At 66.5% G+C, this 14,575-nt stretch carries 11 protein-coding genes; 9 read left to right on the top strand and 2 right to left on the bottom strand.

Going from position 1 to position 14,575, the window contains the following annotated elements; all coding sequences use genetic code 11:
* Position 1 precedes the first annotated feature (1 nt).
* Positions 2–625 (bottom strand): TetR/AcrR family transcriptional regulator, encoded by a 624-nt coding sequence (locus tag AXYL_RS07140; RefSeq protein ID WP_013392121.1) that lies wholly within the window; start codon positions 623–625, stop codon positions 2–4.
* Between the two features lie 130 nt (positions 626–755).
* Here AXYL_RS07140 and AXYL_RS07135 point away from each other — a divergent pair, with 130 nt between their 5' ends.
* Genes AXYL_RS07135 through AXYL_RS07125 form a run of 3 tightly spaced genes read left to right on the top strand, consistent with a single transcriptional unit; the run spans position 756 to position 6,561 of the window.
* Complete coding sequence (locus AXYL_RS07135) at positions 756–1,943, top strand: efflux RND transporter periplasmic adaptor subunit (RefSeq protein ID WP_013392120.1); 1,188 nt, start codon at positions 756–758, stop codon at positions 1,941–1,943.
* Positions 1,940–5,113 carry an efflux RND transporter permease subunit gene (locus tag AXYL_RS07130; RefSeq protein ID WP_013392119.1) on the top strand — a complete coding sequence of 1,058 codons (3,174 nt, stop codon included), beginning with the start codon at positions 1,940–1,942 and terminating at the stop codon, positions 5,111–5,113. Before AXYL_RS07135 ends, AXYL_RS07130 begins: the two co-directional genes overlap by 4 nt.
* 2 nt (positions 5,114–5,115) lie before the next feature.
* The gene (locus AXYL_RS07125) at positions 5,116–6,561 is read left to right on the top strand and encodes an efflux transporter outer membrane subunit (protein ID WP_013392118.1); all 1,446 of its coding nucleotides are present in this window, start codon (positions 5,116–5,118) and stop codon (positions 6,559–6,561) included.
* Positions 6,562–6,619: 58 nt separating this feature from the next.
* Here the strand turns inward: AXYL_RS07125 and AXYL_RS07120 are convergent, their stop codons facing one another.
* Positions 6,620–7,390 carry an IclR family transcriptional regulator gene (locus AXYL_RS07120; protein WP_041652650.1) on the bottom strand — a complete coding sequence of 257 codons (771 nt, stop codon included), beginning with the start codon at positions 7,388–7,390 and terminating at the stop codon, positions 6,620–6,622.
* Positions 7,391–7,645: 255 nt separating this feature from the next.
* Between AXYL_RS07120 and AXYL_RS07115 the strand changes: the two genes are divergently transcribed.
* From AXYL_RS07115 to AXYL_RS07090, 6 genes are all read left to right on the top strand, one after another.
* A complete protein-coding gene (locus tag AXYL_RS07115) occupies positions 7,646–8,659 on the top strand; it encodes a Bug family tripartite tricarboxylate transporter substrate binding protein (RefSeq protein WP_013392116.1) in 1,014 nt (337 codons plus the stop codon).
* Positions 8,659–9,543, top strand: a complete 885-nt coding sequence (locus tag AXYL_RS07110; protein WP_013392115.1) for a polysaccharide deacetylase family protein — start codon at positions 8,659–8,661, stop codon at positions 9,541–9,543. Before AXYL_RS07115 ends, AXYL_RS07110 begins: the two co-directional genes overlap by 1 nt.
* On the top strand, positions 9,540–10,307 hold the full coding sequence (locus tag AXYL_RS07105) for a polysaccharide deacetylase family protein (protein WP_013392114.1): 768 nt from the start codon (positions 9,540–9,542) through the stop codon (positions 10,305–10,307). The genes AXYL_RS07110 and AXYL_RS07105 overlap by 4 nt, the downstream gene beginning before the upstream one ends.
* A gap of 126 nt (positions 10,308–10,433) precedes the next feature.
* Complete coding sequence (locus AXYL_RS07100; RefSeq protein WP_041655186.1) at positions 10,434–11,570, top strand: C45 family autoproteolytic acyltransferase/hydolase; 1,137 nt, start codon at positions 10,434–10,436, stop codon at positions 11,568–11,570.
* A 36-nt stretch (positions 11,571–11,606) separates the two neighbouring features.
* Positions 11,607–13,172 carry an ABC transporter substrate-binding protein gene (locus AXYL_RS07095; protein ID WP_013392112.1) on the top strand — a complete coding sequence of 522 codons (1,566 nt, stop codon included), beginning with the start codon at positions 11,607–11,609 and terminating at the stop codon, positions 13,170–13,172.
* Between the two features lie 69 nt (positions 13,173–13,241).
* A complete protein-coding gene (locus tag AXYL_RS07090; RefSeq protein ID WP_013391122.1) occupies positions 13,242–14,525 on the top strand; it encodes an IS256 family transposase in 1,284 nt (427 codons plus the stop codon).
* Positions 14,526–14,575 lie beyond the last annotated feature (50 nt).

The raw sequence follows: 14,575 nt of genomic DNA, 5'->3' as shown, positions 1-14,575 counted from the left end.
GTTATTCGGGCTTGGGTTCGCCGAAGACCACGCTGCGGAAGAAACCGGCCAGCACCGCCTCGGTCATTTCCGGCGTGACGGCCTGCGGATCGAAGGCATAGTTGAACTGCATGCCGTCCGACAAGGCCAGCAGGCCCAGCGCCATCTGTTCGGCCGGCATGCGCAGCGGCGTGCCGACCCGGGCCGAGAACTGCCGCACGTAGTCCGTGACGGCGGCGCGCAATTCCCGCATGCACGCCAGGAAGCCCACACGGAAATCGGGATCGCGCACCGCTTGCAGCTTGCCTTCCATCCACAGCAGGAAACAGTCGTTCTGATGAAAGTGCGTGGAATAGTGCTCGAGCACGCGCGCTTCCATCTGCGGGCGCGAGGCCCCTTCCTCGAAGATGGCGCGCATGTCGTTCATCACGGTTTCGTGGTCGCGTCTGAGCAACTGCAGGAACAGTTCGGACTTGCTGCTGAAGTTGGAATAGAAGGCCCCGCGCGTGTAGCCCGCCTGCTCGGCGATGTCCTCCACGCTGGTCGCCACAAACCCTTTCGCTACAAAGATCGATTGCGCAGCGTCGAGCAGACGCTGACGCGTCTGATCACGGCTTTGCTCTCGCGTAAGGCGGACTTTTGACATGGCGCGAGTTTAGCACTGGCCGGCATTTCAGATTCACCATTGAATCCGAATTCATACCTGTATTAGAATCCAGGCCGTACGGGGCCGGATCCGGCCCGTTTCCGCCACTTTCAGCGCCGCGAGGTGTTACGTGAATTGCCCTGGCCCTTGCGCGCGCCCTGCCGCGCACAACCTTGCCGCCGACGCGGCGCCGCCTCCCCCCCGCTCCCGCCAATGGCCGCGCCTGCTGTCGCTGCCGGCCGCCGCGGCCATTGCCTTGCTGCTCGCCGCCTGCGGCCGCAACGAAGCGCCGCCGGCCGCGCCGCGTCCCGTGGTCGCCATGCCCGCCCAGGCGGATGAGCGCCTGCCGGCCTGGACCCTGCCGGGCGAAGTGCAGGCGCGCTACAGCACGCCGCTGTCGTTCCGCGTGGGCGGCAAGATCATCGAGCGCCAGGTCCGACTGGGCGATGCCGTCACCCCCGGACAGATCGTCGCCAAACTGGATCCGGCCGACGCCGCCAAGAACGCGGCCAGCGCTCGCGCGCAGTTGACGGCGGCCCAGCACCAGCTGGACTACGCCCGCCAGCAGCTGGACCGCGACCGCGCCCAGGCGCGCGAAAACCTGATCGCCGCGACTCAGCTGGAGCAAACCCGCAACGCCTACGCCGCCGCGCTGGCGCAACGCGACCAGGCGCAGCAGCAGGCCGCGCTGGCGGCCGACCAGCTCAAATACACCACGCTGCAGGCCGACCATGCCGGCGTCATCACCGCGGAGCAGGCGGACACCGGGCAGAACGTGGCCGCGGGCGATCCGGTCTACAACCTGGCCTGGTCGGGCGATATCGACGCCATCTGCGACGTGCCGGAAAGCGTGCTGGCGGGCCTGGCCATCGGCCAGCGCGCCAGCGTCACGCTCGGCCCCCTGCCCGGCCAGACGTTTGCCGCCGTGCTGCGCGAGATCGCGCCGGCCGCGGATCCGCAAAGCCGCACCTATCGCGCCAAGCTCACGCTGGAGGCGCCGGGCGCGGATGTGCGCCTGGGCATGACGGCCAACATCAGCTTCGACAACCGCGCAGCCGAAAGCCTGACGACCTACACCGTGCCGGCCACCGCGCTGTTCCATGACGGCCCCGCGCCCGCGGTATGGATCGTCAAGCCGGACGCGGACACCCTGGAACTGCGCCGCGTCGAAGTGCTGCGCTATGACGCCCGCACCGTCACCCTGTCCAAGGGATTGCAGGCGGGCGAACGCGTGGTGTGGCAAGGCGTGCACACCGTGGCCGCCGGCGAGAAAGTCCGCGCCGTGCCGCCGCTGCATCCCGAGGATTTCGCCTCATGAACGGCCCGCAACACGACGCTCCGACCCAGGCGCAGCGCCACGAGGAAGGCCGCTTCAACCTGTCCGCCTGGGCGTTGCGGCACCAGCCCCTGGTCATCTTCATCATCACGCTGATCACGCTGTTCGGCGTGCTGTCGTACTCGAAGCTGGCGCAATCGGAAGATCCGCCCTTCACCTTTCGCGTCATGGTCATCAAGACCCTCTGGCCCGGCGCCACCGCGCAGCAGGTGCAGGAACAGGTCACCGACCGCATCGCCAAGAAGCTGCAGGAAGCCCCCAACACCGACTTCATGCGCAGCTATTCGCGGCCCGGCGAATCGCTGATCTTCTACACCATGAAGGATTCCGCGCCCGCCAGCACCGTGGCCGAACAGTGGTACCAGGTGCGCAAGAAGGTCGGCGACATCTCGGCCACGCTGCCCCCCGGCGTACAGGGTCCCTTCTTCAACGACGAGTTCGGCGACGTCTACACCAACATCTACACGCTGCAGGGCGACGGCTTTTCGCCGGCCCAGCTGCACGACTACGCCGACAGGCTGCGCACCGTGCTGCTGCGCGTGCCAGGCGTGGCCAAGGTGGACTACTTCGGCGACCAGCCCGAGCACATCTATGTAGAAATCTCCAACACCCAGCTGACGCGGCTGGGCGTGTCGCCCCAGCAGATCGCCCAGGCCATCAACAGCCAGAACGCCGTGGCCGGCGCCGGCACGCTGACCACCGCCGACGACCGCATCTTCGTGCGGCCCAGTGGCCAGTACGCCAACAGCCGGGCCCTGGCGGACACGCTGATCCGGGTCAACGGCAAATCGATCCGGCTGGGCGACATCGCCACCATCCGCCGTGGCTACGAAGATCCGGTGATCGAACAGATGCGGCTGGGCGGTGGCCCTGTGCTGGGCATAGGCATCACCATGCAGCCCGGGCGCGACGTGGTGCACCTGGGCCGCGCCTTGGGCGCCAAGTTCGATGAGCTCAAGGCCCAGTTGCCAGCCGGCCTGACGCTGCAGGAAGTCTCCAGCATGCCCAAGGCAGTGTCGCACTCGGTCGACGACTTCCTGCGCTCGGTGGCCGAGGCCGTCGCCATCGTGCTGGCCGTCAGCCTGGTGTCTCTCGGTTTCCGCACCGGCATGGTGGTGGTCATCTCTATCCCGGTGGTGCTGGCGGTCACCGCGCTATTCATGGACATGTTCGGCATCGGCCTGCACAAGGTCTCGCTGGGCACCCTGGTGCTGGCGCTGGGCCTGCTGGTGGACGACGCCATCATCGCGGTCGAGATGATGGCCGTGAAGCTGGAACAGGGCTGGAGCCGGGCGCGCGCGGCGGCGTTTGCCTACACCAGTACCGCTTTCCCCATGCTGACCGGCACCCTGGTCACGGTGGCAGGCTTTCTGCCGATCGCGCTGGCCAAGTCCAGCACGGGCGAATACACGCGTTCCATCTTCCAGGTGTCCGCCATCGCGCTGATCACCTCCTGGTTCGCCGCCGTGGTGCTGATTCCGCTGCTGGGCTACCGCATGCTGCCGGAACGCAAACGCGAAGCCCATCTGCCCGACGACCATGAGCACGACATCTACGACACCCGCTTCTACCAGCGCCTGCGCGGCTGGGTGGGCTGGTGCGTGGACCGCCGCTATCTGGTGTTGGGCGGCACGGTGCTGGTGTTCGTGGTGGCCATGGCCTGCTTCCGCTTCGTGCCGCAGCAATTCTTCCCCAGCTCCGACCGCAGCGAACTGCTGGTGGACGTGCGCCTGCAGGAAGGCGCATCGTTCGCCTCCACGCTGCGCCAGGTCGAACGTTTGGAAAAGGCGCTGGAAGGCCGTCCCGAAATCGACCACTCGGTCAGCTTCGTCGGCACCGGCGCGCCGCGCTTCTACCTGCCGCTGGACCAGCAGCTCGCCACCCCGAACTTCGCCCAGCTGGTCATCACCACGCATTCCGTCGAGGACCGCGAAAAGCTGGCCCGGTGGCTGCAGCCCGTGCTGCGCGAGCAGTTCCCGGCCATCCGCAGCCGATTGTCGCGCCTGGAAAACGGCCCGCCGGTGGGCTTCCAGGTGCAGTTCCGCGTCAGCGGCGACAAGATTGCCGAGGTGCGCGCGGTGGCCGAGAAAGTGGCCGCCGAGGTCCGCGCCGATCCGCGTTCGACCAATGTGCAGTTCGACTGGGACGAGCCGTCCGAACGTTCGGTGCGCTTCGAGATCGACCAGCAGAAGGCACGCGAACTGGGCGTCAGTTCCAACGACATTTCGGACTTCCTGGCCATGACCTTGTCGGGCTACGCGGTCACGCAGTACCGCGAACGCGACAAGCTCATCACCGTCAGCCTGCGCGCGCCGCAGGAAGAACGGATCGATCCCGCGCGCCTGGCCACCCTGGCCATGCCCACGCCCAACGGCGCGGTGCCGCTGGGCAGCCTGGGCCACGTGCGTTACGGCCTGGAGTACGGGGTCATCTGGGAACGCGACCGCCAGCCCACCATCACGGTGCAGGCGGACGTCAACGCCGGCGCGCAAGGCATAGACGTCACCCACGCCATCGACGCCAAGCTCAAGGCCCTGCGCGCCGAATTGCCTGTCGGCTACCGCATCGAGGTAGGCGGCCCGGTAGAGGAAAGCGCCAAGGGCCAGTCTTCCATCAACGCGCAGATGCCGCTGATGGCGGTGGCCGTGCTGACCCTGCTGATGCTGCAGCTGCAAAGCTTCGCCCGCGTGCTGATGGTGGTGCTGACCGCGCCGCTGGGACTGATAGGCGTGGTCGCGGCGCTGCTGCTGTTCGGCAAGCCGTTCGGCTTCGTGGCCATGCTGGGCGTGATTGCGATGTTCGGCATCATCATGCGCAACTCGGTGATCCTGGTGGACCAGATCGAGCAGGACATCGGCGCCGGCCACAAACGCGTGGACGCCATCGTCGGCGCCACCGTGCGGCGCTTCCGGCCCATCACGCTGACGGCCGCGGCCGCCGTGCTGGCGCTGATCCCGCTATTGCGCAGCAATTTCTTCGGCCCCATGGCTACCGCCCTGATGGGCGGCATCACCATCGCCACCGTGCTGACGCTGTTCTTCCTGCCGGCCTTGTACGCGGCGTGGTTCCGCGTGCGCCACGACGAACGCGACGAGCCCGAAGGCGTGCCACCCGGCGCCCACGCCGGCGACACGGTGGAACGGGGAGCATGACAATGAGCAGACTTTCCTTACGCCTGGCAGCCCTGCCCTTGACGCTGGCGCTGGGCGCCTGCGCCTTCGCCCCCAGCAACAAGCCGCCCGCCATTGCGCAACCGGCGCAGTACGGCGTCGAAGCCACGCCCGCCGCGGGCGCTACCGCCCAGGGCGTGGCGCAGCGCTTCGAACAAGGCGCGCGGCCCGTGCCGGAATGGTGGAAGCGCTACGGCTCCGAAGCGCTGAACGCGTTGGTGGCCGAAGGTTTGGCCAACAGCCCGGACCTGGCCGCCGCCGAACGCAATCTGGCCGGCGCGCGCGAGCAATTGCGCGGCCAGGTGAATTCGTCTTTGCTGCCCTCGGTCGACGCGGGCGCCGACGTCTCCCGGCGGCGCGCGCTGACCATGCCGAACCTGCCTGAGCCGACCGCCCAATACAACGTCTTCACCGGCCAGGTCCACGCCAAATACGACCTGGACCTGTTCGGCGCGGCGCGCTTCGCCAACGCCTCGCTGGCGGCCCAAGTCGAACAGCAGGCTTTCCAGCTGGAGTCGGCCCGACGTTCGCTCGCCAGCAATATCGTCACCGGCGCCATCACCGCGGCGGCGCTGGCGGAACGCGTGGCGCTGACCGAAAAACAGGTGGTGCTGGCGCGGCAGGTGGCGCGCGATACGCAGCGTCGCTATGAACTGGGTTCGGCCTCGCAGAACGATGCGCTGGACGCGGACCAGGACGCCGCCACGCTGGAAGCGTCCCTGCCCGGCCTGCGCGCAAGCTGGCATGCCACGCGCCATGCGTTGGCGGTGCTGCTGGGCCGCAATCCCGACCAGGCTCCGCCCGACCTGGCTTTCGGCATGCTGGCCGTGCCGCAACAGGTGCCGGTGGTAGTGCCGTCCGAACTGCTGGCGGCGCGCCCGGACATCCTGTTCGCCGATGCGGTGGTGCAGGCGGCCGCGGCCGACGTGGGCGTGGCCACCGCGCAGCTGTTCCCCAGCTTGTCCTTGTCGGCGTCCATGGGCAAGAGCGGCTTCAACTGGCCGGCGGCGATGTCGGGCGCCGGCGCCATCTGGGCGATCGGCGCCTCGCTCACACAACCCATCTTCCATGGCGGCGCACTGCTGGCCGAGCGCAGCGCGGCCAAGGAACGCTACGAGGCCGCACTGCTGCAATACAAGCAAACCGTGCTGACGGCCTTCCGCGACGTGGCCGACACGCTGTCGCGGCTGGACGCCGACGGGCAGGCGCTGGCCTCGGCCGAAGCCTCGCGCCGCGCCGCGGAGCAGTCCTACCGCAACACCGCCAGCCGCGTGCGCCTGGGCGCGCTGGCGCCTTACACCGAATATGCCGCCGAGCAGCATTACGTGGCGGCCCGCCTGCGCGAGATCGAGTACGCCAATGCGCGCCTGACCGAAACGGCCGCGCTGTTCCAGGCCATGGGGTCGCCCACGCGCGCCGCGCAGCAGTAGCCTGAATCGGGCGGCATGCCGTCCTGACCGCGGCAGACCGGCACGCAAGCCCTCGCGCTCACGGCGCGGGGGCTTGTTCCTTCATGCGCGTGGCCAGCGCCAGCGACTCGATGCGGCGGGCGGCCGACTGCAGCAAGGCCGTGGTCTTGTCCTGCGCAATGGTGTTGAGCCGGGCCGCCAGGAAGGTGACGGTCAGCGCGCCGAATACGCGGCGGTCTTCCTGGAACACCGGCACCGCGATGCCCGCCCGCTCCGGCGAGATCTCGCCGACTCCCAGATAAAAACCCTGCACCCGGATCTGATCCAGCTTGCCGGTGAACTCGGCCTGCGTTTCCCCCAGGCCCAGCTGGCGGATCTCGTCCGCATGCGCTTCGTACAAGCGGCGCTGGTCCTTGCGCGGCAGGAATGCCACGATGGTCTTGGCCGTGGCGCCGCGAAACAGCGGATGGGCGCGGCCGCGGCCGTGCGGAATGCCCAGTTCGTCCGGCCCGCGCTCGTGATGGATGTTGAGGATGCGCAGGCCATGGATCACGCTGAGCAGCACGTCGCCGCCTACCTGGTCCACCACCTCGCGCATGATCGGCCGCGCCACTCCCAGCACCGGATCGCCGTCGATGATGAGGTGGTCCAGTTCGATGATGCGCGGCCCCAGCTTGTAGCCCTCGCCGGTCACGCGCAGCAGATAGCCCAGGTCCGTCAGGTCGCGGATGTAGCGGTAGCCCGTGGGCGCCGAATACGACAGGCGCGAAATGATCTCTTCCGCCGACAGCACCGGGGTTTCGAGGCTGAAGAGGTCAAGTATCGCTAGGGCTCGCTTCAGGGTGGACATGGCGGGTGGGCAGGGAACAACGCGGGATCGGGCGCAGCGTATCACAGGGGTACGCGGTCTGCGCCTGTGTCATTGGCGATGCCTATTGGTGCCAGCAGTCGAACAAGGCCCAAACTATCGTTTTTCCATTTTTTATCATTTATAGATAAAAACTAATTGGATTGAATTATTTTTTATCGAATAATGATATTCAAGCAAGGCACAGGACGGCACCAGCACGCTTCTGCGCCTGCGGAAAACACAAGGGGAATATCCATGAAGCAGTCTTGCGGCACCAAGGGCGGCATCAGCCGCCGGCATTTCCTGGGGGCTTCGGCCGCGACCTTGGCCAGCGCGGCATTGGCCCGGCCCGGCCGCGCCTGGGCGGCCGGCTATCCGGCCGAACGCGCCCTCCAGTTCATCGTGCCCTTCCCGGCCGGCGGCGGCACCGACCTGGTGGCCCGCCCGCTGGCCCAGGGCATAGGCGTGGCGCTCAAGCAAAGCGTGGTCGTCATCAACAAGGGCGGAGCGGCCGGCAACATCGGCACGCAGCAGGCCGCGCGTTCGGCGCCCGACGGCTACACCATCGCACTGGGATCCACTGGCACCCATACGGTGAACCAGAGCTTGTACGAGAACATCGGCTACGACCCGGTCAAGGACTTCGAACCAGTGTCCATGGTCTGCTACTACAACAACGTGCTGGTGGTACATCCGTCGTTTCCTGCGCGCTCGCTGCAAGAGCTGGTCGCCCTGATCAAAGCCAATCCGGGCAAGTATTTCTATGGCATCACGCAGAACGGCAGCTCCGCGCATCTGGCCATGGAATTGCTCAAGGCCACCGCCGGACTGGACCTGCCCGGCGTGCCGTACAAGGGCGCGGCGGCAGCCGTCAACGACTTCCTGGGTGGGCAGTTCCCCATCCTGATGGACGTGGTGATCAACCAGCAGCAATTCATCCGGGGCGGTAAATCACGGCCGCTGGCGGTGACCTCGGCGCAGCGCGCGCAGGCCCTGCCCGACGTGCCCACCGTGGCGGAGTCGGGCTTTCCCGGCTATCAGGCCATAGGCTGGAACGGCGTGTTCGCGCCCGCGGGCACGTCCGCCGCCATCATCCAGACGCTGAACGGCGCCGTGCAAAGCGCGCTCAAGCAGCCCGCCATGGAGCAACTGACGCAGAACGGACTGGAACTGCACGGCAGCACGCCGCAGGAATTGAGCCGCTTCGTCGCCACCGAAAGCGAGAAATGGCGCACGCTGATCAAGACCGCCAACATCAAGGCCACCTGATGCAACGCATACCTTATGGCGTCCCGCTGGACGCCCGCTCCAATCCCTGGCTACCGCTGGACCGCGAGCTGCGCGCGCAGGGCCTGCGCGCCGCGGGCGCAGTACCGGTGCGCGCGGTGGTGTGCGTCACCGTCCACGTGGACGGCCCGGCCGTCGAGGTCGGCCGCAAGCAGTTCCCGGCCGGTCCCCACACCGCCGGCCGCTATGCCATCCGCCGCGGCGTGCCGCGGCACCTGGAGATCCTGGCGCGCCATGGCATGCCCGCCACCTTCTTCGCCTGCGGCTACGACGTCGAGCGCTACCCGACCACCTTCCACGCCATCCTGCAAGCAGGCCACGAGATCGCCGCGCATGGCTATCTGCATGAAGCCTGGGACCTGGGCGAGGACGAGCCCGCGCTGCTGGAGCAGACCCACCGCATCATCCAGCGCGAGCTGGGCGTGACGCCGGTGGGCTGGTGCTCGCCCTCGGGCCGCAAAAGCCACCGCACCCTGCCCGCGCTGCGGCGGCTGGGCTATTGCTACGACGCCAGCGAGAAGGACCAGGACCGCCCCTACCTGCCGGCGGACGCGGCGGACTTCATCATGCTGCCCAACAACACGGTGTCGCTGGACGACTACCCCTTTTATTTCTCGGGCCACAGCCTCGCGGCGGAAGCCTACGACAACTGGGTGCAGGAGTTCGAGGCGCTGCGTCAGGCCGAAGGTTATGTGCACCTGACCGTGCATCCCAAGGCCGCCGGCGGTTCGGGCACCCCGGCCCGCGCCGCGGCGCTGGACCGGTTCCTGGCCTATCTGGCCGCCCAACCCGATGTGCACGTCATGACGCTGGAAGCGTTGGCGCGCCACTGCCTTGCCCGCCCCGACGCCTGGAGAAGCGCATGAGCGCCGACAAAACCTTGCTGGTCACCATCAACGTGCAGGGCATCGGCCCCGAAGCCGCGACCCAGCCCGAAGCCTCGCTGCACGGCCGCGATGCGCATGGCCGCTACACCTATGGCGGCGGCCTGGCGCGCGTGCTGGACATGTTGCGCCGCCAGGGCATCCGCGCCACGCTGTTCTGGCCGGTGTTCGAAGCCGAGCGCTGCCGCGGCCTGCTGGAGCAAAGCCTGCGCGACGGCCACGAAGCGGCCTCGCAGGGCAATGCCTACGAAGACCTGCCGGCGCTGGGCGAACGCGAAGGCGAAGTGCTGGAACGGGCCCGAGACCGGCTGGCCGCACTGACCGGCTCGGCGCCGCAAGGCTTCCGCTACGCCAGCGGGTTCACCGCCAACACCGTGCCGCTCTTGCACCAGCTCGGCTACCGCTACGACAGCAGCGCGATCGACGACGACGCCCCCTACATGCTGGACGCGGACGGCGGGCCCGGCATGGTGGAGCTGCCCTGGAGCGAAGGCCTGTGCGACGCCACCCATTTCAGCCGCCGCGTGACGCAGGACCGGGCCTACGCGCACTGGGTGGAACAGGGCGACGCGCTGCTTGCGGCCGAAGGCTATGCCTGCCTGACCCTGCATCCGCGCGCCGACAACGGCGTCGGCCGCGCGGCAAGGCTGCTGAAAGTCGAGCAACTGCTGGAGCGCTTCCGCGCCGCGGGCGCAAACTTCAAGACCTGCGCCGACCTGGCCGCCGCCTCCCCCCATACGCGCTGAACGCAGGACGCCCATGGCGTCCTTGCACTGGTAAACCCTGAGCAATATTGGCGCCAAAATAAGCTAACATTTTTTCGCCATCCAATTCCCACCCCAGATTGCGGCGCGGCGCGCCGCCCTATGTCCATGACCCAGATCACCCAATTTCCCTTCGTATCGGTTTCGGGCGCGCCCGAGGCCCGCGGCCGCTCCTACGGCCAGCAAGCCGCTGATCGCGTGCGCAAGAGCGCCAAGATGTACGGCCAGACCCTGGTCGACCTGGGCTATGACGCCATGGCGCGCACCCAGCTGATCAACGGCTTCGCCCGCGAGATCGAGAACTTCGCGCCGCATTACCTGGAAGAAATGCGCGGCATTGCGGCAGGCGCCGACGTGCCTTTCGAAGACATCGTGATGGTGAACGCGCGCACGGAAGTCATCGCCAAGGCCCGCGCCGAAAAGAAGAAGGCCGCCGAACTGGAGCCGGGCGACGGCTGCACCGGCGCGCTGATCCTGCCGACGCGTTCGGCCAATGGCCGCCTGATCCATGGGCAGAACTGGGACTGGCGCGCGGAATGCGCCGAGACCGCCATCGTGCTTCGCGTGCGGAACGACAACGGCCCCGACATCCTGACCTTCGTCGAAGCCGGCGGCCTGGCGCGCAGCGGCCTGAACAGCGCCGGCGTATCAATCACCGCCAACTACCTGGAATCCGACCGCGACTTCCGCCAGCTGGGCGTGCCGCTGTCGCTGATCCGCCGCAAGGTGCTGGAACAGGAACACTTCGCGCTGGCGATCAAGGCCGTGGCGACCACGCCCAAGTCCTGCTCCAACAACATCATGATCGGCATGGCCGCGGGCTTCGGCGTGGACTATGAATGCACCACCGACGAAGCCTTCCCCATCTACCCGGGTAGCGACGATCTGATCGTCCACGCCAACCACTGGGTCAGCGACGTGGCCCTGACCAAGCTGCGCGACACCGGCCGCGCCAGCACGCCGGAAAGCGCCTATCGCGACTGGCGCGTGCGCCGGCTGCTGAACGAGCAGTCCAAGCTGACGCGCGAAGACTTGAAGCGCGCGCTGTTCGACGACTTCGGCGCACCCTATTCCGTCTGCCGTCCGCCGCGCCCCGGCAGCCACGACAACCTGTCGGCCACGGTGGCGATGGTGATCATGGAGCCCGAGGCCGGCCTGATGGAAGTCGCGCCGCTGCCGGCGCTGAACCGCAGCTTCACCCGCTACAGCCTGAGCGCCGAACCCGAACTGCTGGCTGCCGCCTGACGCGGCGCGCCCGCGCAACCCCAGGAAGACGTATCGATGAATAAAAATCTATTGAGCGCCGCGGTTGCGCTGGCGCTGGGCGCCGTGGCCGGCGCGGCCTGGGCGCAATCCGCCCCGCCGCTGCGCATCTCGCTCACGGCCGACATCCGCTCCACCGAACCCGGCGTCAACCGCGACAGCAATAGCGACGCGGTGGTGCTGCACATCGTCGAGGGCCTGGTGGCCTATGGCGAGGACGCCGAGGTCCGCCCGCTGCTGGCCAAGTCGGTGGACATCAGCCCGGACGGCAAGACCTATACCTTCAAGCTGCGCGAAGGCATCAAGTTCCATAACGGCAAGCCCATGACCTCGGCCGACGTGCTGTGGACCTGGCAGCACTACACCGCGGCCAATTCGGGCTGGCGCTGCGCCAGCGAATTCGACGGACGTGGCACGGTCAAGGTCACGGGCGTGGAAGCGCCGGACGCGCAGACGGTGGTCTACCACATCGAAAAGCCCAGCAGCCTGTTCCTGGCGACGCTGGCGCGCGCCGACTGCGGCGGCACCGGCATCCTGTCCAAGGATTCGGTGCGCGCGGACGGCGCTTGGGACAAGCCCATCGGCACCGGTCCGTTCGAGCTGGCGGAATGGAAGCGCGGCGAGTACATACGCCTGACCAAGTTCGCGGGCTATTCAAACCTGGACGGCAAGCGCGACGGCTACACGGGATCGAAGCGGCCGCTGGTGGACGAGGTACGCTTCCTGATCGTGCCGGACGATTCCACCGCCAAGGCGGCCTTGCAGCGGGGCAATATCGACATCATCGAGGACGTGTCCAATAGCGACGTGCCGGTGTTGCAAGGCACGCCGAACGTCAAGGTGGCGCATGCGCCGGTGATGAGCATGACGGCGCTGCTGATGCAGACCAAGGATCCGGTGCTGGCCAATCCCAAGATGCGCCAGGCGTTGGCCCACGCGATCGATTACCAGCAGTTGGCGGCGGCGGTGACGGAAGGCCTGGCGCAGCCGAACAATTCGATTGTGCCGCTGGTGTCGCCCTACTACGACGCGGCGCAGAAGCAGGGCTGGAATTACGATCCGGCCCAGTCGCAGAAGCTGCTGAAGGAAGCCGGATACAAGGGGCAGGAACTTGCGATCCTGACGACCAAGCGCTATCCGCAGTCGTATAACTCCGCGGTCATCATTCAGGCGATGCTGCAGGCGGTTGGCATCAATGCGCAGTTGTCGGTGGTGGAGTGGGCGACACAGCTGGACCGCTATAACGCGGGCACTTACCAGATGATGACCTTCCCTTATTCTGCGCGGCTGGATGCGGCGCTGAATTACGAGATGGTGACGGGGGATAAGGCGAAGCAGCCGCGCAAGGTTTGGGACAACCCGGAGGCGCAGAAGCTGATCGAGGCGGCGGCGTCGGATACGGATCATGCGAAGCGGCAGGCTTCGTTTGACCAGCTGCATAAGCTGTTCCTGGCGGATGTGCCTAGTATTCCTTTGTATAACGGGTTGGATATTGGGGCTTATCGGGCGGATATCAGGGGGTATCAGCCTTGGGCGGTTAAGAAGCCGCGGGCATGGGAGGTGGAGCGGGTGGCGGCGCCTTGATATTGTCTTCGTTGGGGAGTGTCAGGATTTTTGTGTGCAGGCCTATGATGGTTTTCAAGGAGACCGCTCATGGCACGCAATCCGAAGTCCGCGAAGCAGTCCAGCCCGCCGGCGCTACCGGCCAGTGCAGAGCAGTTGCTCGATGAACTTGTAACCGGGCCGATGACAGCCGAGGCGGTGCAGGACACGTTCATGCTGTTGAAGAAGGCGCTGATCGAGAGAGCTCTGGGTGCCGAACTGGGCCGACACCTGGGCTACCCGGCGGGCCAGACTCGACCGCAGGCGTCGACCAACCAGCGCAACGGCAAGAGCAGCAAGACGGTGCTGACCGATGACGGCCCGCTGAAGCTGGATATTCCCCGGGATCGGGACGGCACCTTTGCGCCGATCCTGATCCCCAAGCACGCACGCCGGTTTACCGGTTTTGATGACAAGATCATCGCGATGTACGCCCGTGGCATGAGCGTGCGCGAGATCCGGGCGTTTCTGGACGAACAGTACGGCACCGACGTGTCGCCGGAGTTCATCAGTTCGGTGACCGAAGAGGTCATGGAAGAAGTGCAGACCTGGCAGAACCGGCCGCTGGAGCCGATGTTCCCCGTGGTGTTCTTCGACGCGCTACGGGTCAAGATCCGCGACGAGGGCTTGGTGCAGAACAAGGCCGTCTATCTGGCGTTGGGTGTGCTACCCGATGGCACACGCGAGATTCTGGGCCTGTGGATCGAGACCACCGAAGGCGCGAGGTTCTGGATGCGGGTGTTCAACGACCTAAAAACGCGAGGCGTCCAGGACATCCTGATCGCGGTGACTGACGGTTTAAAGGGGATGCCCCAGGCGCTGGAGGTCGTGTTCCCGGCCACCACGTTGCAGACGTGCATCGTGCATCTGATCCGCAATAGCTTGGGTTATGCAGGCTGGAAAGAACGCCGGACAATCGCCACGGCGTTGCGCCCGATCTACGCTGCGGTCAGCACCGAGGCCGCACAACAGGCTCTCGATGAGTTTGCCAAGAGCCCGTGGGGCGTGAAGTACCCCTTGATCGTCAAGGCCTGGAAAGGCGCCTGGGAACACGTCATCCCATTCTTCGTGTTCCCACCTGCGATCCGACGCGTGATCTACACGACGAACGCGATAGAGAGCGTGAACGCGCAGCTACGCAAAATCATCAAGACACGCGGCCACTTCCCCACCGACGACGCGGCGATTAAGCTGCTCTGGTTGGCGCTGCGAAACATCACCGTTAAATGGGGTTCGGCCACACATCATTGGACCGAGGCTATGCAGCAGTTCGCCATCCTCTACGAAGACCGATTTACCCGGAACCGTATCGACCCGCAACTGGGCAGCCAGTAAACAATGCAATGTCAGAACAATGCCTAAAACACAAAATTTCTGACATTCCC

The organism is Achromobacter xylosoxidans A8, from assembly GCF_000165835.1.
Lineage (GTDB): Bacteria > Pseudomonadota > Gammaproteobacteria > Burkholderiales > Burkholderiaceae_B > Achromobacter > Achromobacter xylosoxidans_B.
This window is presented reverse-complemented; position numbering and strand designations above follow the sequence as displayed.

What these genes read in the sequence shown, in the direction of transcription:
- AXYL_RS07105 (WP_013392114.1), top strand. Translation starts at nt 9,540, where the DNA reads ATGAGCGCCGACAAAACCTTGCTGGTCACCATCAACGTGCAGGGCATC.
- AXYL_RS07130 (WP_013392119.1), top strand. Translation starts at nt 1,940, where the DNA reads ATGAACGGCCCGCAACACGACGCTCCGACCCAGGCGCAGCGCCACGAG.
- AXYL_RS07095 (WP_013392112.1), top strand. Translation starts at nt 11,607, where the DNA reads ATGAATAAAAATCTATTGAGCGCCGCGGTTGCGCTGGCGCTGGGCGCC.
- AXYL_RS07100 (WP_041655186.1), top strand. Translation starts at nt 10,434, where the DNA reads ATGACCCAGATCACCCAATTTCCCTTCGTATCGGTTTCGGGCGCGCCC.
- AXYL_RS07090 (WP_013391122.1), top strand. Translation starts at nt 13,242, where the DNA reads ATGGCACGCAATCCGAAGTCCGCGAAGCAGTCCAGCCCGCCGGCGCTA.
- AXYL_RS07140 (WP_013392121.1), bottom strand. Translation starts at nt 625, where the DNA reads ATGTCAAAAGTCCGCCTTACGCGAGAGCAAAGCCGTGATCAGACGCGT.
- AXYL_RS07120 (WP_041652650.1), bottom strand. Translation starts at nt 7,390, where the DNA reads ATGTCCACCCTGAAGCGAGCCCTAGCGATACTTGACCTCTTCAGCCTC.
- AXYL_RS07110 (WP_013392115.1), top strand. Translation starts at nt 8,659, where the DNA reads ATGCAACGCATACCTTATGGCGTCCCGCTGGACGCCCGCTCCAATCCC.
- AXYL_RS07125 (WP_013392118.1), top strand. Translation starts at nt 5,116, where the DNA reads ATGAGCAGACTTTCCTTACGCCTGGCAGCCCTGCCCTTGACGCTGGCG.
- AXYL_RS07115 (WP_013392116.1), top strand. Translation starts at nt 7,646, where the DNA reads ATGAAGCAGTCTTGCGGCACCAAGGGCGGCATCAGCCGCCGGCATTTC.